The 17,890-nt window shown below is 63.6% G+C and carries 14 protein-coding genes; 4 read left to right on the top strand and 10 right to left on the bottom strand.

Features of this window, described 5'->3' with window-relative positions; genetic code table 11:
- Window positions 1-166: 166 nt before the first annotated feature.
- From DFR34_RS03425 to DFR34_RS03385, 9 genes are all read right to left on the bottom strand, one after another.
- Window positions 167-1,669 carry a CoA-acylating methylmalonate-semialdehyde dehydrogenase gene (locus tag DFR34_RS03425; protein WP_110389762.1) on the bottom strand — a complete coding sequence of 501 codons (1,503 nt, stop codon included), beginning with the start codon at window positions 1,667-1,669 and terminating at the stop codon, window positions 167-169.
- Window positions 1,670-1,754: 85 nt separating this feature from the next.
- Window positions 1,755-2,990, bottom strand: a complete 1,236-nt coding sequence (locus DFR34_RS03420) for a phenylacetate--CoA ligase family protein (protein ID WP_110389761.1) — start codon at window positions 2,988-2,990, stop codon at window positions 1,755-1,757.
- Between the two features lie 571 nt (window positions 2,991-3,561).
- Complete coding sequence (locus DFR34_RS03415) at window positions 3,562-4,410, bottom strand: ABC transporter ATP-binding protein (RefSeq protein ID WP_110389760.1); 849 nt, start codon at window positions 4,408-4,410, stop codon at window positions 3,562-3,564.
- A gap of 84 nt (window positions 4,411-4,494) precedes the next feature.
- A complete protein-coding gene (locus DFR34_RS03410) occupies window positions 4,495-5,823 on the bottom strand; it encodes an ABC transporter substrate-binding protein (RefSeq protein ID WP_170121686.1) in 1,329 nt (442 codons plus the stop codon).
- Window positions 5,824-6,044: 221 nt separating this feature from the next.
- Window positions 6,045-7,109, bottom strand: a complete 1,065-nt coding sequence (locus tag DFR34_RS03405; RefSeq protein ID WP_110389759.1) for a branched-chain amino acid ABC transporter permease — start codon at window positions 7,107-7,109, stop codon at window positions 6,045-6,047.
- Window positions 7,110-7,162: 53 nt separating this feature from the next.
- Window positions 7,163-8,044 carry a branched-chain amino acid ABC transporter permease gene (locus tag DFR34_RS03400; RefSeq protein WP_110389758.1) on the bottom strand — a complete coding sequence of 294 codons (882 nt, stop codon included), beginning with the start codon at window positions 8,042-8,044 and terminating at the stop codon, window positions 7,163-7,165.
- A 21-nt stretch (window positions 8,045-8,065) separates the two neighbouring features.
- Window positions 8,066-8,854, bottom strand: a complete 789-nt coding sequence (locus tag DFR34_RS03395; RefSeq protein ID WP_110389757.1) for an ABC transporter ATP-binding protein — start codon at window positions 8,852-8,854, stop codon at window positions 8,066-8,068.
- Between the two features lie 15 nt (window positions 8,855-8,869).
- Window positions 8,870-10,849, bottom strand: coding sequence for an AMP-dependent synthetase/ligase (locus DFR34_RS03390; protein ID WP_110389756.1), 1,980 nt, complete (start codon window positions 10,847-10,849; stop codon window positions 8,870-8,872).
- 384 nt (window positions 10,850-11,233) lie between these two features.
- On the bottom strand, window positions 11,234-12,088 hold the full coding sequence (locus DFR34_RS03385) for a 3-hydroxybutyryl-CoA dehydrogenase (RefSeq protein WP_110389755.1): 855 nt from the start codon (window positions 12,086-12,088) through the stop codon (window positions 11,234-11,236).
- 288 nt (window positions 12,089-12,376) lie between these two features.
- Here DFR34_RS03385 and DFR34_RS03380 point away from each other — a divergent pair, with 288 nt between their 5' ends.
- The 3 genes from DFR34_RS03380 to DFR34_RS03370 all read left to right on the top strand — a co-directional run bounded on the left by DFR34_RS03380 (window position 12,377) and on the right by DFR34_RS03370 (window position 15,772).
- Window positions 12,377-12,781, top strand: coding sequence for a MerR family transcriptional regulator (locus tag DFR34_RS03380; protein WP_110389754.1), 405 nt, complete (start codon window positions 12,377-12,379; stop codon window positions 12,779-12,781).
- 131 nt (window positions 12,782-12,912) lie between these two features.
- Window positions 12,913-14,094: an acetyl-CoA C-acyltransferase gene (locus tag DFR34_RS03375; protein WP_110389753.1), complete on the top strand. Its 1,182-nt coding sequence runs from the start codon at window positions 12,913-12,915 to the stop codon at window positions 14,092-14,094.
- 535 nt (window positions 14,095-14,629) lie between these two features.
- Window positions 14,630-15,772: an acyl-CoA dehydrogenase family protein gene (locus DFR34_RS03370; protein ID WP_110389752.1), complete on the top strand. Its 1,143-nt coding sequence runs from the start codon at window positions 14,630-14,632 to the stop codon at window positions 15,770-15,772.
- A 270-nt stretch (window positions 15,773-16,042) separates the two neighbouring features.
- Here the strand turns inward: DFR34_RS03370 and DFR34_RS03365 are convergent, their stop codons facing one another.
- On the bottom strand, window positions 16,043-16,606 hold the full coding sequence (locus DFR34_RS03365) for a hypothetical protein (RefSeq protein ID WP_110389751.1): 564 nt from the start codon (window positions 16,604-16,606) through the stop codon (window positions 16,043-16,045).
- A gap of 104 nt (window positions 16,607-16,710) precedes the next feature.
- Between DFR34_RS03365 and DFR34_RS03360 the strand changes: the two genes are divergently transcribed.
- Window positions 16,711-17,853 carry a MalY/PatB family protein gene (locus DFR34_RS03360; RefSeq protein WP_110389918.1) on the top strand — a complete coding sequence of 381 codons (1,143 nt, stop codon included), beginning with the start codon at window positions 16,711-16,713 and terminating at the stop codon, window positions 17,851-17,853.
- Window positions 17,854-17,890 lie beyond the last annotated feature (37 nt).

Below are 17,890 nucleotides of genomic sequence, written 5' to 3'. Positions count from 1 at the left end.
AGCCATGCGCTTGCGCGGCCCGCCCCACCTCTTAAGAGTCGCTCACCACACTCAGCGCAGCGGTCCTGGCCAGGCGCACGGCCGCAGACAGTACGAGTCGTACGGCAAGGTCGTGCAACAACGCCAGGCGCGTTTTGTAAGCGACTCTTAGCGGCGCTTGGCGGTTTTACTTCAGGCTGATGGTGGTGTTCACCTTGCCCATCGACGCCGGGTCGTCAAACCAGCGCTGGGTGATGGTCTTGGTCTGGGTGTAGAACATCACCACCTGCTTGCCGTACGGGCCCAGGTCGCCCAGCTTGGAGCCGCGCGAGCCGGTAAAGCTGAACAGCGGCACCGGCACCGGAATCGGCACATTGATGCCCACCTGCCCGACGTCGATGTCTTCCTGGAACTTGCGCGCCACCGCGCCGTTCTGGGTGAAGATGGCGGTGCCGTTGCCGTTGGGGTTGCTGTTGATCAGCTCGATGGCTTCGTCCAGGCTGTCGGCCTCGGTCAGTACCAGCACCGGGCCAAAAATCTCCTGGTCGTACACCGCCATGCCCGGCTTGACCCCGGACAGGATGGTCGGGCCAAAGAAATTGCCGTTGGGGTAGCCGTCCACCTGCACGCCGCGCCCATCCAGCTCCAGCACCGCGCCCTGCTCCAGGCCTTGCGCCACCAGGTTCAGCGCGCGCTGGCGGGCGGCGCAGGAAATCATCGGCCCCACATCCGGGTTATCCTTGCCGGCGCCCACGCGCAGCCCCTGCGCCTTGGCCACCAGCTCCGGCACCCATTCGCGCGCCGCGCCCACCAGCACCGCCACCGTGGTGGCCATGCAGCGCTGGCCGGCGGCGCCAAACGCCGCGCCGACCAGTTGATTGAGCGCCTGTTCGCGGTTGGCGTCTGGCATCACCACGGCGTGGTTTTTGGCGCCCATCATGCACTGCACGCGCTTGCCGTTCAGGCTGGCGCGGTTGTACACATGGGTGCCGACGCGGGTGGAGCCCACAAACGAAATCGCCTTGATGTCCGGGTGGTCGCACAGCGCGTTCACCGCGTCTTCGCCGCCGTGAATCACATTCAGCACGCCCGGCGGCACGCCGGCTTCCAGCGCCAGCTTGACCAGCTTCATGGTGACCAGCGGGTCTTGCTCGGAGGGCTTGAGCACAAAGGTGTTGCCGGTGGCGATGGCCATCGGGAACATCCACAGCGGAATCATCGCCGGGAAGTTGAACGGGGTGATGCCGGCGCACACGCCCAGCGGTTGCAGCAGGGTGTAGGTGTCCACGCCGCTGGCGACGTTTTCGGCAAACTCGCCCATTTGCAGCGTGCCGATATTGGCGGCGTGTTCAACCACTTCCAGGCCACGGAACACATCGCCCTCGGCGTCAGCCAGGGTCTTGCCTTGCTCGGCGGTCAGCGTGGCGGCCAGGTCGGCCATGTTTTCGCGGATCAGCTGTTGCAGCTTGAGAAAAATCCGCGCGCGCGCGCCAATCGGCGTCTTGCGCCAGGTTTTGAACGCGGCCTTGGCGCTGGCGATGGCGGCGTTGATTTCATCGGCCGTGGCGAACGGCACGCGGGCCAGCGGCTCCTGGGTGGCCGGGTTGACCACATCGCGCCATTGCGTGGTGGCGGACTCGACAAATTCGCCCTGGATCAGCAGCGGAACGGTAGGCAAGGTGGCGGTCATGCAGTGTCTCCTAATTGGGTGGGGGCGAATCGCCCCGCCAGCGTTATCCGGGCCGGGCGGACGTGGCGCCCGGCCTCTGTGTGTGTCAGGCCAGCGGACGCTGGTCGTCAATAATCTTGCCGTCGTTGGCCAGGCTGCCCGGCGCGCACAGGCACACCTCGCCCTTGAGCTTGGTCAGCTCGCGCAGGCTGTCGGCCACCGCCTGGCGCAGCGCGGCGTCGCTGTCGGCGCTCTCGGCGTGCAGGGTCATGTGGTCCAGGTCGTTCACCCGCTCCACCACCAGGCGCAAGCGCCCCAGCGCCGGATGGCGTGGGCCGATGGCGTGGATTTGCGCCGGGTGCACAAACATGCCCTTGATCTTGGCGGTCTGGTCGGCGCGGCCCAGCCAGCCCTTGATGCGGCGATTGCTGCGCCCGCAACTGCCGGCGCTGTCCAGAAACGCCGACAAATCGCCGGTGGCAAAGCGCACCAGCGGGTAGGCGCGGTTATGCAGCGGGGTGACCACCACCTCGCCGACATCGCCATCGGCCACCAACTCGCCCGTGCCAGGCTTGACCAGCTCCAGCACAATGCCCTCGTCCACCACCAAGCCTTCGCCGGGCTGGCTCTCGTAGGCAATCAGTCCCAAATCCGCCGTGGCGTAGCACTGGCGCACCTGAATGCCGCGCGCCTCAAACTGCTGACGCAGGCTGTTGGGCAAGGCCTCGCCAGTGACCAGCGCCTTGTTCAAGCGGGGCAGGGCAATGCCCAGCTCGTCGGCTTTATCCAGGATGATTTTCAAAAACGACGGCGTGCCGGTGTAGCCGGTGGCGCCAATATCGCGCAGCGCCATCACCTGCTGCTCGGTCTGCCCCACCCCGGCCGGAAACACCGCGCAGCCCAAGGCGCGCGCGCCGGAATCCAGCATGAAGCCGCCCGGAGTGAAGTGATAAGAAAACGTGTTGTGCACAATATCGCCGCTGCGAAACCCGGCGGCGTACAACGCGCGGCTCATCCGCCAAAAATCCTCACCCGGCCCCTGGGGTTCGTAAATCGGGCCGGGCGAGGCAAACACCCGACTGGCTGCCCCAGCCGCCATGGCGGCATACCCGCCAAACGGCGGGCACGCCTGCTGCTGCTCAATCAAGGCCGACTTGCGCGTCACCGGCAACCCCGCCAGCGCCTGCGCATCGGTGACAGCGGACAAATCCAGGCCGGCCAACGCCTGGGCATAAGCCGGGCTATGCTCACGGGCATAAGCCAACTGCGCCGGCAAACGGGCGTATTGCTCCGCCACACGCTGCGCGTGCGGCCGGGTTTCCAGAGCGTCCAGATGGGGCATCGGAATATCCTCGAATTGAGATGCTGCGTATTCAACATACTGGCCGTGCTGCTGGCCAAACCTGATTCTTGTGATGGCGTAGGGTGGGTGAGTCACTCACCAAACCACGGCCAACGCGTTTTCACCGTCGCCACGCTGTGGTTCCTTGCCTGGGTCCCCGCCTGCGCAGGGACGACGCGGGGGTGGGGTAAATGCCGGGTAGCACTGCACAACCTTAGCGCTCACCAAAACCCCAATAATCTATAAATTCAATACTTTTAGTGCCTTGCCCGTTGCGCTTAGCCGCTGTTCACCCCCGTGTGGCGCGCTGAGCATCGCAGCCGGACAGGGAGGTGTCCGCCACGGCTAAGCGGCGGCGCAGCCGACGCGCCATTCCGTGGCGGCCCTGGCCGGCGAGAAGCGCAAGGCACCCGAAGCCGCAGGCGTAGGGCGCGACGCCCGGGTCGCCTTTCTTTCCCCTATTTCTTTGGCGAGACAAAGAAATAGGGTCGGGTGCGGGGCGAAGCCCCGCCCCAATTCAGCCCCAGCCCATGCGCGTCAGCGCAACCACATCACCCAGACAGATAAACCCTTACGCCAACCACCGCTTACGCCGCCGATAATGCTTCACCTCGCGGAAACTCTTGCGCCCATCCCCGCCCAGGCCCAGATAAAACTCCTTCACATCCTCATTGCTGGCCAACTCATCCGCCGCGCCATCCATCACCACCCGGCCGTTCTCCAGGATGTAGCCAAAATTGGCGTAGCGCAGCGCCACCATGGTGTTCTGCTCGGCCAGCAGAAAACTCACCCGCTCTTTTTGATTCAAGTCTTTAACAATCTCGAAAATCTCTTCCACAATCTGCGGCGCCAGGCCCATCGACGGCTCGTCCAGCAAAATCATGCTCGGGCGCGCCATCAGCGCGCGGCCCACCGCCACCATCTGCTGCTCGCCGCCCGAGGTGTAGCCGGCCTGACTCTGCCGGCGCACTTTCAGGCGCGGAAAATAGTGATAGACCTTCTCCAGGTCCTGGGCGATTTCCGCCCGGCTGGCCTTGCGCGTATACGCGCCGGTCAGCAGGTTTTCTTCTACGGTGAGGTGGCCAAAACAATGGCGGCCTTCCATCACCTGCACCACGCCGCGCTTGACCAGCGCGTCCGGGGTGAGCTGATCCACCCGTTCGCCGCGAAACTCCACCGAGCCCTTGGTGACATCGCCGCGTTCGCTGGCCAACAGGTTGGAAATGGCTTTCAGCGTAGTGCTCTTGCCCGCGCCGTTGCCGCCCAGCAAGGCGACGATGCTGCCTTCTGGCACGTCCAGCGACACGCCCTTGAGCACCAGAATCACATGGTTGTAAATCACTTCAATATTGTTGACCGACAGCAAGAACGGGCTGGGCTGCTGGTCGGTGTGGCCGGGAACAATGCCGGTTTGACTCATGATGCGGCTCCATAGGGCCGGCGGATAACGTGCATCCGCCGGCAAACAGGACATCCTCCCCGGCAGACACCGGGGCCGGGTGGATTACTTTTCCTTGCTGCAATCGCGCGGGGTGATGCCCTTTTCTTTGGCGTACTTGTCTGCCGAGGCTTTCACCAGCGGATCCAGCACGCTGTTGTCCGGGGCAATCCAGCCGGAGGCCGGCTTCCAGGCCTTGCCGTCCCATTGCATGAAGCGGGTGTAGCCCGAGCCTTCGTGGTTGGCGCACGAGGTTTTCACGCCGGGGATCATATTGGCCGCGCCCAGCGCCTTCAGGCGGGCCGGGCTGAGGTCGAGGTGTTCCAGGCCCCAGCGCACTTCGTCGCCGTTCAGCGCTTTTTTGCCGAACTTGCCTTGCGCCACGCGGATGGCTTCCACCATCATGATCCCGCCGATCACGCCACGGTTGTAGTTGACCGTGCCGATGGCGGCCTGGTCGGACAGATTGCCCTTGCCGTTGGCGTACAGGGTTTTCTGGATGTCCTGAATCACCGGGAAGCCCACGCCATCCGAGGCGAAGCTGCCGGCGATATAACCCTTGGCGGCCTCACCAGCCGGGATGACGTCTTCTTCCGAACCGCCCCACCACACGGCGACGATCTTGTCACGCGGGAAGCCCACCTTGGCGGCGGCCTTGATCGCCGCCGGGGTCATCACCCCCCAGCTGCGCAGAATCACGAAATCCGGCTGCTGGCGACGGATTTCCAGCCATTGCGATTGCTGCTCGGTGCCCGGCGCCGGGACTTCCACATTCACCAGCTCAAAGCCGTATTTCTTGGCGAACGCCTCCAGCACTGGCATGGTTTCTTTGCCGTAAGCCGAGCCGTGGTAGAGGTTGACGATCTTTTTGCCCTTGAGCTTGTCCATGCCGCCCAGGCGCTGGCCGATATAGCTGATCTTGGCCGAGGCCTGGCTCCAGTACGAGGTGATCAGCGGGAACACATAGGGGAACACGCTGCCGTCCTTGGCGTCGGCGCGGCCAAAGCCGATGGTCACCAGCGGGATTTTGTCCTGCGAGGCGCGGTCCATGGTGGCGTAGGTGATGCCGGTGGACATGAAGTTGAACATCGAGGCACCGGCTTCGCCCTTGGCCTTGAGCCGCTCGTAGCACTCTACGCCACGGTCGTTTTTGTATTCGGTTTCGCACTCTTCGTAGGTGAGCTTGACGCCGCCGACACCGCCTTCCTTGGCGTTGACCAGGTTGATGTAGTCAATCAGGCCACCGTAATACTTGGAGCCGCCCGAGGCGTAGGGGCCGACGCGATAGCTGGGAATCGGGATGAACTGCTCGGCGGCCCAGGCCTGGCCTGCGGCCAGCGTGCCCAACGACACGGCCACGGCCAGGACGGAACGCTTCAGGGAATTCGTCTTCATGGTGTCTCTCCTCGGTTTTTGAATGTCAGCTACGGCTTTGCCACACCGCCGTCTGCGCGACGGCATGGCGGGACTACACAAGGGATGGATGCAGGCATCCGTGCTTCAGCGTCGCTCACCAAACTCAGCGAAGCGATCCTGGCTAGGCGCACGACCGTAGACAGTACGGGGTAGTACGACAAGGCCGCGCAACCACGCCAGGAGGGTTTTGTGAGCCGCGCTCAGTGCGGGAACGGCCACATGCGCAGCTTCTCCTTGGCGATCTGCCACAAGCGGGCCAGGCCCAGCGGCTCGACAATCAGGAAGAAAATAATCAGGCCGCCAAACAGCATCATTTCCATATTGGACAGAAACTGGGTGCTGATCGCGCCGTGGAACAGCTGGCCAATCAGGTTCAGCACGATGGGCAGCAGCACGATGAACGCCGCCCCCAGGTAAGAACCGAGAATCGAGCCCACGCCGCCGACAATGATCATGAACAGCACCTGAAACGAGCGGTGCAGGTCAAAGGCTTGCGGGTCCACCGTGCCCAGCAGCACAAAGGCCCACAGCGCGCCGGCAATGCCGCAGTAGAACGAGCTGATGGCAAAGGCCAGCAGTTTGGTTTTCAGGATGGGGATGCCGATCACTTCGGCGGCCACGTCCATGTCGCGCACCGCCATCCAGCTGCGGCCCAGCGAGCTGCGCACCATATTTTTGGCCGCCAGGGTGAGTAGGGCGACAATGGCCAGGGTGAACAGGTATTTCTTGGCGGCGGAGTCGATGACAATGCCGAACACCTGCATTTCCGGCGCGGAAATCACCCCCGAGCTGGAATAATTGGTGAACCAGCCAAACTTGGTCAGTGCCCATTCAATAAAGAACTGCGCCGCCAGGGTGGCCACCGCCAGATAAAAGCCCTTGATGCGCAGGCTGGGCAGGCCAAACAAAATGCCCACCAGCGCCGCCATCAGCCCGCCCAGCACCAGGGCCAGCAACAGCGGAATGCCGGGGATGCGGATCATGAAGTTGTACGTGGCGAAGGCCCCCACCGCCATGAACGCCGCCGAGCCCAGCGACAGCTGGCCGGCGTAGCCGGTGAGGATGTTCAGGCCCAGCGCCGCCAGCGACAGGATCAGAAACGGGGTGAGAATGCCGGCCAGAAAGTAATCCGAGCCCAGCACCGGGATGACCAGAAAGCTCACGACCATCAGGCCGATCATGAACATGCGGTCCTGAACGATGGGCAAAATGGCCGAATCGCTCTGGTAATTGATTTTGAACTGTCCAGCTTCGCGGTAGATCATTGCAATTTTCTCCAGAATGTCAGGCGTGATGTCAGCGCCACATCAAGCAGGCTTTACACTCGCTCGATATGGCGCTCGCCAAACAAGCCCTCGGGGCGCACCAGCAGAAATACCAGCGCCAGCATGTAAGGGAACCAGTTTTCGATGCCGCCGCCGATAAACGGGCCCAGGTAGACTTCGGCCAGCTTTTCGCCCGCGCCGACAATCAGCCCGCCGACAATGGCGCCCGGCACCGAGGTGAAGCCGCCCAGAATCAGCACTGGCAAGGCCTTGAGCACCACCAGGGTAAGGGCGAACTGCACGCCCAGCCGCGAGCCCCACAGCATGCCGGCCACCAGGGCGACAAAACCGGCCACCGCCCAGACAATCGCCCAGATGTGCTTGAGCGGAATGCCCACCGACAGCGCCGCCTGATGGTCATCGGCCACCGCGCGCAGCGCGCGGCCCAGCTTGGTTTTCTGGAAGAACAGCGCCAGACCGGCCACCAGCACGCCGGACAGCGTGGCGGCAAACAGGTCAAACTTGGAGATGAACACGCCCATCACGTCAAACGGCTCGTCGGTGATGCCCAGCTCCAGGCCATGCACCTCGGTGCCCCATACCGTTTGCGCCAGCCCTTCGATGAAGAAGGACAAGCCGATGGTGGCCATGAACAGCGAAATCGGTGGCTGGTTGACCAACCGGCGCAACACAATCCGCTCAATCGCCACCCCCATCAGCACCATGATGCCCAGGGTGATGGCCAGGGCGATCCAGAACGGCACGCCCATTTTTTCGATGCTGACAAAGGTCAGCGCGGCAAACAGCACCAGCGCGCCCTGGGCAAAGTTGAACACGCCGGAAGCCTTGTAAATCAGCACAAAGCCCAGCGCCACCAGTGAATACATCACCCCGGCGAGCAGGCCGCCGACCATCACTTCAATAAAAAACTGCATGATTTGTCTCTCCCTGGCCGGCTAGTGGGACGTGCCCAGATAGGCGGCGATCACATCCGGGTTGGCGCGCACTTCCTCGGGGCTGCCGTCGCCAATTTTCTTGCCGTAGTCCAGCACGATCACCCGGTCGGAAATATCCATCACCACGCCCATATCGTGTTCGATCAGCACGATGGTGGTGCCGAACTCGTCGTTGACGTCGAGGATGAAGCGGCACATATCCTGTTTTTCTTCGACGTTCATGCCGGCCATCGGCTCGTCCAGCAGCAGCAAGGTGGGCTCGGCGGCCAGCGCGCGGCCCAGCTCGACGCGCTTTTGCAGGCCATAGGGCAGGCGGCCCACCGGGGTTTTGCGGATGTTCTCGATTTGCAGAAAGTCGATGATTTCTTCCACCTTGCGGCGGTGGCGGATTTCCTCGCGCTGGGTGGCGCCCCAGTACAGCGCCTGCTGGAGGAAGTTGGTGTGCATCTTGAGGTTGCGCCCGGTCATGATGTTGTCCAGCACGCTCATGCCCTTGAACAAGGCGATGTTCTGAAAAGTGCGGGCAATGCCGTGACGGGCGGCTTCGTGGGCGTGCATGCTGTCGCGCACATGGCCCTTGTAGCTGACGCGGCCTTCTTGCGGGTGATAGACGCCGTTGATGACATTGAGCATCGAGCTCTTGCCGGCGCCGTTGGGGCCGATGATGGCGCAGATTTCATGCTCGCGCACATCCAGGCTGATATTGGTCAGCGCCTTCACCCCGCCAAACGACAGCGAAATGTTTTCTGCCTTGAGGATGACGTCGCCAATTTTGCGATGAGGATTCATGGGCTCGCTTCTCCGTTATGCCGTGGCCAGGGGATAGGTCTGCACATCACACAGTTTGAGCGTGGCGCGGATATTGCCCACGCGGCCATCCTCGAACTTCACCTGGGCGTCGATCATGCAGCTCTCCTGGCTGGAATACAGCGCCTCGACCAGCACGCCATAACGCTCGGAAATGAATTTGCGGCGCACCTTGCGGGTGCGGGTCAGCTCGCCGTCGTCGGCGTCCAGCTCTTTGTGCAAAATCAAAAAGCGCTTGATCTGCGAGTGGCCCAGACGCGGGTCGCGCGCCAGATCGGCGTTGATCTTTTCCACGCATTCGCGGATCAGCTCGTACACCGGGGCCTGGCCGGCCAGGTCGGTGTAGCCGGTGTAGGGCAGATTGCGTTTTTCCGCCCAGTTGCCCACCGCAGAGAGGTCAATATTGATGAACGCCGTGGCGTGGTCGCGGCCATCGCCAAAAGTGACCGCCTCTTTGATATACGGGAAGAACTTCAGCTTGTTTTCCAGGTACTTCGGCGCAAACATGCCGCCCTGGGTGAACTTGCCCACATCCTTGGCGCGGTCGATGATTTTCAGGTGGCCGTCGTCGTCAAAGAACCCCGCATCGCCGGTCAGCACCCAGCCATCGTCGGTCTTGGTTTCGGCGGTGGCGTCCGGGCGGTTCCAGTAGCTGTGGAACACGCCAGGGCCACGGAACAGCACCTCGCCAGAATCGGCGATCTTGACCTCCACCCCTGGCGCCGGCGTGCCCACCGTGTCCGGCTTCACCTGGCCATTGGGCTGCACGCACACCATCACATAGGCCTCGGTCGAGCCGTACAGCTGCTTGATGTTGATATTCAGCGCGCGATAAAAATCAAACAGCTCCGGGCCGATGGCCTCGCCCGCGGTAAACGCCAGCTTGATGCGCGAGAAGCCCAGCACATTTTTCACCGGGCCATACACCAAGAGATTGCCCAGCCAGTAGCCCAGACGATCGATCATGCTCACCGGCTGGCCATCGACAATGCGGGTGCCGGTCTTGCGCGCATGCTCCATGAAGTAATTGAACATCCAGCGCTTGAGCGGGCTGGCGTCTTCCATGCGGATGGTCACCTGGGTCAGCAGGTTTTCGTAGACGCGCGGCGGGGCAAAGTAATACGTCGGCCCGATTTCGCGCATATCGGTCATCACCGTCTCGCTGGATTCCGGGCAGGACACGCAAAACCCGGCCACCATCGACTGCGCATAAGAAAACAGGTTGTCGCCCACCCAGGCCATCGGCAGATAGGCCAGCACTTCTTCCTGGTCGCTCAGCCCTTCCGCCTCGATGCTGTTGCGCGCGGTGACAATCATGCTGTGGTAGGTGTGCGCCACGCCCTTGGGGTTGCCGGTGGTGCCCGAGGTGTACAGCATGATGGCGATGTCGTCGGCGCCCACGCCGTCCACTTCGCTCTGGAAAAAATGCGGATGCTCGTCGTGGTGCACGCGGCCATCGCCCAGCACTTCGGCAAAGCTGTGCAGGCCGTCATGCTGGTAGTGGCGCATGCCGCGCGGGTCGTCGTAAATGATGTGGGTGAGCGTCGGCAGGCGGTCGCGGATTTCCAGGAGCTTGTCCACCTGCTCCTGATCCTCCACCACGGCAAAGCGCGCGCCGGCGTCTTGCAGCACAAACACCATTTCTTCCGCCACCGCATCCTGATACAGCGGCACCGGCACGCCACCCAGACACTGGGCGGCAGCCATGCTCCAGTACAGGCGTGGGCGGTTGTCGCCGATGATGGCCAGACGGTCGCCACGGGCAAAGCCGCGCGCGGCCAGGCCGCAGGCAATGGCGCGTACCTCGGCAGCTACCTCGGCCCAGCTCCAGGTTTGCCAGATGCCCAGGTCTTTTTCCCGCATGGCGGGACGATTGCCGCGCACGGCGGCATGGTTGAGCAGCAGCTTGGGGAAGGTGTCCAGCGCCGGCCTGGATGGCGCGTGCGCGTTGACCTGCAACGCTTGCGGGCTTGCCATGTGTGTTGTCTCCGTCCTCATGTTCTCTAACGAGCCGCGCGCTTTGCCTGGCGCGGCGGCCTGACCGTGTCAACGGCCTGGGCCGCGCATGCAGCGGGGCGAACGGCTCTGAATCTGTTCAGGCTGCGCGCCAGCGCACAGCCGGTTCAGGGTGTCGCGCGCCGGGTGGACCCGGTCTCTGGCGACAAATCATGACCCGGCGTCGTGGCGCCGGGTCATGTGGCGCGGGTGGGCGGTGGCCGCCTCGGAATGCGCCGGCAAGCTGAATCGGATTTCATTACGTTGACGTTAACGTAAACTTGCCGGAACTAGACTAGCCGAAGCGGTCAATGTCATGCAACAACTATCGATGTTGCACCGCAGCAGTGCATGACAAGATCAAGCCTATGATTCATAACCGTAAAAACCCTTAGCCGTCTTGCGGCCCAATTGGCCGGCGTCCACCATCTGCACCAGCAGCGGGCAGGCGCGGTATTTGCTGTCGCGCAATTCGTGGTAGAGCACGTCCATGATCGCCAGGCAGGTGTCCAGGCCAATCAGGTCGGCCAGCGCCAGCGGGCCAATCGGGTGGTTCATGCCCAGCTTCATCACCGCGTCGATGTCGCCGGCGCTGGCAATGCCCTCGTGCAGGCAAAAAATCGCCTCGTTGATCATCGGCATCAGCACCCGGTTAGAGACAAAACCCGGCGCATCGTTGACGCTGACCGGCGTCTTGCCCAGCCGCTCACTCAGCGCGCGGATGGCGGCAAAGGTGGCGTCGTCGGTCTGGCGGGCGCGGATGATTTCCACCAGCGGCATCACCGGCACCGGGTTCATGAAGTGCATGCCAATCACCCGATGCGCCGCCGGCACGCGCGCGGCCAGACGGGTGAGCGAAATCGACGAAGTGTTTGACGCCAAAATGGTTTGTTCATTGACCACGCTGGCAATGCGGGCAAATAGCTGGGCTTTGATCTCCCAGTTTTCGGTGGCGGCCTCGATCACCAGCTGGCAGTGCGCCAGCTCGGTAGGCGCATCGTGGTAGGCGATGCGCGCCTGGGATGCGTCGGCGTCGGCCTGGGTCAGCGCGCCTTTTTTCACCAGCCGCGCCAGGCTGCGGGCGATGGTGTCGCGCGCGCGCGACAGCGCCGCCTGGTGCACGTCCACCAGCGTCACCGTCAGCCCGGCCTGGGCGCACACCTGGGCAATGCCGCTGCCCATTTGCCCGGCGCCGACTACGCCAATGTGTTGAATTTGCATGCTGCTCTCCTTGCCTTGCGTGTTGAGGTGTGGTTAAACTACTATCACGTTTACGTAAACGTCAACAATGCTTTGTACGCTGTCGCTGATTTAGCGTGGCTTGCCACACTCGGCGCAGCACTCTTGGCGAGGTGCGCAGCCGCACGCTGCGCCAGCGCGCCAGGAGGGTTTTGCCAGCAGCGCTTAGCCCACCCGCCAGGCCAACCATGCCGCCAGGGTGGCCGTGATGGGGTGAAACGCGGTAAAATCAGCCGCTTAACCCGAAATATCCCTACGAGTTGCAGCATTGTGAGCACAGTTCAGGACAGAACCTTCACCATCGGCGAGCTGGCGCGCGAGTTCGACATCACCCCACGGGCGATTCGTCACTACGAAGACCAAGGCTTGCTGGAGCCCGAACGGCGCGGCCAGCACCGCATCTATTCGCGCCGCGACCGCGTGCGTTTGATGCTGACGCTGCGCGGCAAGCGCATCGGGCTCACCTTGCAGGAAATCCGCGAACTGTTCGAACTCTACGACACCGCCAACGATGACGAGTCGCAGTTGTTCGAGTTCATCAAGCTGCTCTCGCGCCGCGAAAGCCAGCTGCGTCAGCAGCAGGAAGACATCAATGCGGTGCTCAAGGAAGTCGGCTCCTTGCGGGTGCAGTGCGAGCGTTTGTTGGAAAAACGCACCGGGGGCATCCCCGAGTGAGTTTTTTGCCAGTTGGTTTACGTTAACGTAAACGATAGGTAATTTTACCGATGCGTGCGGCGCGCCAGCGCCGACGCACGCGGCCACGCACACGCCGGCACACCCGGCGGCAAAAAAACAAGGAGAGACACATGCAAGATCCGGTTGTGATTGTCGGCATGGCGCGCACCCCGATGGGCGGCCTGCAAGGCAGCTTGTCCAGCCTCACCGCCGCCCAGCTGGGCGCCGCCGCCGTGGCCGCCGCCGTGGCGCGCGCTGGCGTGGCCGGCGAAGACATCGACGAGGCGCTGATGGGCTGCGTGCTGCCCGCCGGTCAGGGCCAGGCCCCGGCGCGCCAGGCGGTGCTGGGCGCCGGCCTGCCGCAGTCGGCGCCGTGCAGCACGGTGAACAAGATGTGCGGATCGGGCATGAAGGCCGCCATGCTGGCGCATGATGTGTTGCTGGCCGGCGCCAGCCGGGTGGTGCTGGCCGGCGGCATGGAAAGCATGAGCAACGCCCCCTATCTGCTGGCCAAGGCGCGCGCCGGCTTTCGGCTGGGCCACGGCGAAATCAAAGACCATATGTTTCTTGACGGCCTGGAAGACGCCTACCAAAAAGGCGCGCTGATGGGGGTGTTTGCCGAGCAATGCGCCGAGCACTATGGCTTTACCCGCGCCATGCAGGACGAATTCGCCATCCGCTCGCTGACCCGCGCGCAAGACGCCATCCGCACCGGCCGCTTTGCCAGCGAAATCACCCCGGTGACTCTGCAAGGCCGCAAGGGTGAAGAAGTCGTCAGCGACGATGAGCAACCGCTGAAGGCCAATCTGGACAAAATCCCCCAGCTCAAGCCAGCGTTCAAGAAGGACGGCACGGTGACCCCGGCCAACGCCAGCTCGATTTCTGACGGCGCCGCCGCCTTGGTGTTGATGCGCGCCAGCGAGGCCGAGCGGCGCGGCTTGACCCCGCTGGCGCGGATTGTGGGCCACAGCAGCCACGCCCAGGCTCCGGCCTGGTTCACCACGGCGCCGACCTTCGCCATCGAGAAGTTGCTGGGGCGGATTGGCTGGAGCGCCGACAGTGTGGATTTGTATGAAATCAACGAGGCGTTTGCCGTGGTGACGCTGGCGGCGATGCATGATTTGAAGTTGCCGGCGGAGAAGGTGAATGTCCATGGCGGCGCGTGTGCGCTGGGCCATCCGATTGGCGCGTCGGGGGCGCGGATTGTGGTGACGTTGTTGTCGGCTTTGCAGCAGTATGGTTTGCGCCGTGGGGTGGCGAGTTTGTGCATTGGCGGCGGGGAGGCGACGGCGTTGGCGATTGAGCGGATGTAAGTAAGGTGCGCGCTGCGCGCGGGGGATTGAGACGGGGTGGCGCCCCGTGCGCGCCCTACTTTCTTTGCTTCGCCAAAGAAAGTAGGCAAAGAAAGGCGACCCCGGGACGCGCGCCCGTCCGCCGCCTGCGGCGTCGGTGGTGCCCTGTGCTTCTCGAAAACCGGGGCCGCCCCGAACTTGCGCCGGCTGCGCCGTCGCTTCGAACATGCGGGGCGGACTACCCCCCGATTTTCTGCGATGCTCGGCGCGCTTTACGGGGGGTAAACCGGCTAAGCGCAACGGGAAAAGCACTGAAAATCTAGGGCGCGTCACCAATCAACTAGGCCTTGTCATTAAGGCGCATAGGGCGCAACGAATTGGGACGACGCCATCGTTGTGTGCCACTTTGGTGCTTTACCCAGCCTCAGCGTCGTCCCCGCGCTGACGGGGTCCCCTCCAGGCAAGGGGCCACGGCGGGGTGAGGGTGAAATCTCGTTGACCGCAGTTTGGTGAGCGGCTCTTATTTTGATCGATTACTACTGAGGATGGCCAAAGCATGATTTTGTCCCCCGAACATCAATTGCTGCGCGACACCTTGGCGGATTTTGCCGCGCGCGAGTTGGCGCCGAATGCGGCGCGTTGGGCTGAGGCGCATGAGTTTCCAGCCGATGCATTGCGCAAGTTGGGCGAGTTGGGGCTGTATGGCATTACCGTGCCCACCGAGTGGGGCGGGGCGGGTTTGGATACTTTGGCGGCGGCAGTGGCGCTGGAGGAAATCGCCGTGGGTGATGGCGCGACGTCCACCATTATTTCCGTCACCAATTCGGTGGGCTGCGGGCCGATTGAGCGGTTTGGCGATGCGTGGCAAAAAGAGACTTTTTTGCGGCCGATGGCCAGTGGCCAATGGCTGGGGGCGTTTTGCCTGACCGAGGCGCAGGCCGGTTCGGACGCCAGCGCCTTGCGCACCCGGGCGGTGCGCGATGGCGATGACTATGTGCTCAACGGCGCCAAGCAGTTCATCACCTCGGGCAAGCACGCCGACATCGCCATCGTGATTGCCGTCACCGACCCGAAAGCCGGCAAAAAAGGCCTGTCGGCGTTTATTGTGCCCACCGCCACGCCGGGTTATCAGGTGGCGCGGGTGGAGGACAAGCTGGGTCAGGCGGCCAGTGACACCTGCCAGATTGTGTTTGACCAGTGCCGCATTCCCGCCCGCCAGCGGCTGGGTGCGGAGGGCGATGGCTACCGCATTGCCCTGGCCAATCTGGAATCCGGGCGCATCGGCATTGCCGCCCAGTCGCTGGGCATGGCGCGTGCGGCGCTGGATGGTGCGCTGCGCTACGCCCGCGAGCGGGAAAGCTTTGGCCAGCCGATTATCCAGCACCAGGCGGTGGGCTTTCGCCTGGCCGACCTGGCCACCCAGCTGGAAGCGGCGCGGCAGTTGGTGTGGCACGCCGCCAGCCTGAAAGACGCCGGCCAGCCCTGCCTGAAAGAAGCCTCGATGGCCAAGCTGTTCGCCTCGGAAATGGCCGAGCGGGTGTGTTCCGGCGCCTTGCAGACGCTGGGTGGCTACGGTTATTTGCGCGATTTTCCGATTGAGCGGATTTACCGCGACGTGCGAGTAACCCAGATTTACGAAGGCACCAGCGATATTCAGCGTTTGGTGATCAGCCGCGCGCTGGTGGATGGGCTGCTGTAAGCATTGCTCAGCAAACCCGCCTGGCGTGGTTGCCCGACCTTGCCGCACTCCCCGCGCACCTGGCCAGGACCGCTCCACTGGGTTTGGTGAGCAACCCTAAACCCAAGCAGGTCGCCGCTGTTTTCTCTTATGTCATCCGGCGCTGCCCCGCCGGATAGCGTGGCGTTTCCGGGCTACTCTCCTCAAGTACCCGCTTTGGCCCACCCCGCAAGGGGTGGGCTTTTTCTTGCGGGATAGATCCAACAGCGTCTGTGCGCCGGCAAAAGACCATCAGGGCAGCGCGTCCAGCCGGGCCTGTAGCGCCGGGCGTTCGGCCTGGCTGCGCGCCCGCACTGTTTCCAGCAGGGTTTTCAGTGCCGGGCGCAGCCGTACACCCTCGGCGCGGCGGGCCAATTGCTCGACCGCATCGTGATGCGCCAGCATGGCTTGCACATACTGGCGTTCGGCCTGGGCGCGGGTCAGGGCGCCGGGTTCGGGCAGGCGCGGCAAATAATCGGCCTGTGGCCGGTCGGGCAGGCGGCTGATCCAGCCACGCAAGGTGCGCAGCTCGTTGGCGTGCAGCTGGATGCTGCGCTCCAGCGGCTTGCGCTGGGCGCGCTCGCGCACCAGGGGCAGCAGCGTCATGCTTTGATTAAGGCTATCTTCGTGCAGGGCCGCCAGGGTGACCAGCACTTCAGCTTCGCGGTTGAGCGGTCGCGGGGTGGCGGCGGGGGTGGCGCTGCCTTGAGTGGCGGCCGGGGCCGAGGTGGGCTGTGCCGGCAGCTCGGCGCACGCGGCCAGCCACACGGCGGCGGCGGCCACCGACAGGCGGCACAGTCGGGATAATACGGTCATACAAGCTCCTGTCTTGCCGGCCACACGGCCGGCGGGCATGATGGTTCGGTTATGAACCGGCCGCTGGGCAATTGTTCCCACGGCCCAGCCAGGTGGACATCATCATGCAGGAGCTTTTTCAACAAGCGCCCGACCGGCGCGACAGCGACAGCTGGAAATGGCAGAAATACGCCGGCCGCGACATTTTGCCGATGTGGGTGGCCGATATGGACTTTGCCGCGCCGCCAGCGGTGCAAACAGCGCTGGCCGAACGGGTGGCGCACGGCGTGTATGGCTATCCGGACGTGCTGCCCGGCGTGGCCGGCGCGGTAAGTGACTGGCTGGCGCGTGAATACGGCTGGCACATTGAGGCCGATTGGCTGGTGTGGCTGCCTGGCCTGGTGTGCGGGCTGAACGTGGCCTGCCGGGCGGTGGGTGAGCCTGGCGACGCGGTGCTGACCGCCACGCCGGTGTATCCGCCGTTCATGTCGGCGCCACAGCTATCGGGCCGTGAGCTGCAAACCGCGTTGCTGCAAGAAGGCGCCGATGGCTGGCGCTGGGATTGGGCGGCCATGGAAGCCGCGCTGACCCCGCGCACCCGCCTGTTGATGCTGTGCCATCCGCACAACCCGGTGGGCCGGGTGTGGTCGGCCGAGGAGCTGGCCGAAGTGGCCGATTTTGCCCGCCGCCATGAACTGACGGTGTGCTCGGACGAGATTCACTGCCAGTTGATTCTGGACGCCGAGCGCCACCACCAGCCGTTTGCCAGCCTGTCGGATGACGCCGCCCAGCGCAGCATCACGCTGATGGCGCCCTCAAAAACCTATAACGTGCCCGGCCTGGGCTGCGCTTTTGCCATTATCCCCAACCCGGCTTTGCGCGCGCGCTTTAGCCGCGCCATGCGTGGCATTGTGCCGGGGGTGAATGTATTTGGCCTGGTGGCGGCCGAAGCGGCCTATCGCGACAGCCCGGATTGGCTGCAAGGCTTGTTGACGGTGCTGCGCGCCAACCGGGAGCGGGTGGAAAGCGTGCTGGGCGCGCTGCCTGGCGTGCGCGTCACCCACAGCCAGGGCACTTATCTGGCCTGGATTGATGTGCGCGCCAAGGGCTGGGCTGACCCGGTAGCGCAGTTTGAGGCTGGCGGCGTGGGGCTGTCGGATGGACGGGATTTTGGTCTGTCCGGTTTTGTCCGCCTGAACTTTGGCTGCCCGCCGGCACAGTTGGAAGAGGCGCTGGCGCGCATGGCGGCGGTGTGCCAGCAGGACTGAGCTACTCGCTTACGATGTGAAACGTCCGTTTGATTGA

Source organism: Rivihabitans pingtungensis (assembly GCF_003201855.1).
In the GTDB taxonomy this organism is placed as follows: domain Bacteria; phylum Pseudomonadota; class Gammaproteobacteria; order Burkholderiales; family Aquaspirillaceae; genus Rivihabitans; species Rivihabitans pingtungensis.
This window is presented reverse-complemented; position numbering and strand designations above follow the sequence as displayed.

What these genes read in the sequence shown, in the direction of transcription:
- DFR34_RS03425 (WP_110389762.1), bottom strand. Translation starts at nt 1,669, where the DNA reads ATGACCGCCACCTTGCCTACCGTTCCGCTGCTGATCCAGGGCGAATTT.
- DFR34_RS03420 (WP_110389761.1), bottom strand. Translation starts at nt 2,990, where the DNA reads ATGCCCCATCTGGACGCTCTGGAAACCCGGCCGCACGCGCAGCGTGTG.
- DFR34_RS03415 (WP_110389760.1), bottom strand. Translation starts at nt 4,410, where the DNA reads ATGAGTCAAACCGGCATTGTTCCCGGCCACACCGACCAGCAGCCCAGC.
- DFR34_RS03410 (WP_170121686.1), bottom strand. Translation starts at nt 5,823, where the DNA reads ATGAAGACGAATTCCCTGAAGCGTTCCGTCCTGGCCGTGGCCGTGTCG.
- DFR34_RS03405 (WP_110389759.1), bottom strand. Translation starts at nt 7,109, where the DNA reads ATGATCTACCGCGAAGCTGGACAGTTCAAAATCAATTACCAGAGCGAT.
- DFR34_RS03400 (WP_110389758.1), bottom strand. Translation starts at nt 8,044, where the DNA reads ATGCAGTTTTTTATTGAAGTGATGGTCGGCGGCCTGCTCGCCGGGGTG.
- DFR34_RS03395 (WP_110389757.1), bottom strand. Translation starts at nt 8,854, where the DNA reads ATGAATCCTCATCGCAAAATTGGCGACGTCATCCTCAAGGCAGAAAAC.
- DFR34_RS03390 (WP_110389756.1), bottom strand. Translation starts at nt 10,849, where the DNA reads ATGGCAAGCCCGCAAGCGTTGCAGGTCAACGCGCACGCGCCATCCAGG.
- DFR34_RS03385 (WP_110389755.1), bottom strand. Translation starts at nt 12,088, where the DNA reads ATGCAAATTCAACACATTGGCGTAGTCGGCGCCGGGCAAATGGGCAGC.
- DFR34_RS03375 (WP_110389753.1), top strand. Translation starts at nt 12,913, where the DNA reads ATGCAAGATCCGGTTGTGATTGTCGGCATGGCGCGCACCCCGATGGGC.
- DFR34_RS03370 (WP_110389752.1), top strand. Translation starts at nt 14,630, where the DNA reads ATGATTTTGTCCCCCGAACATCAATTGCTGCGCGACACCTTGGCGGAT.
- DFR34_RS03365 (WP_110389751.1), bottom strand. Translation starts at nt 16,606, where the DNA reads ATGACCGTATTATCCCGACTGTGCCGCCTGTCGGTGGCCGCCGCCGCC.
- DFR34_RS03360 (WP_110389918.1), top strand. Translation starts at nt 16,711, where the DNA reads ATGCAGGAGCTTTTTCAACAAGCGCCCGACCGGCGCGACAGCGACAGC.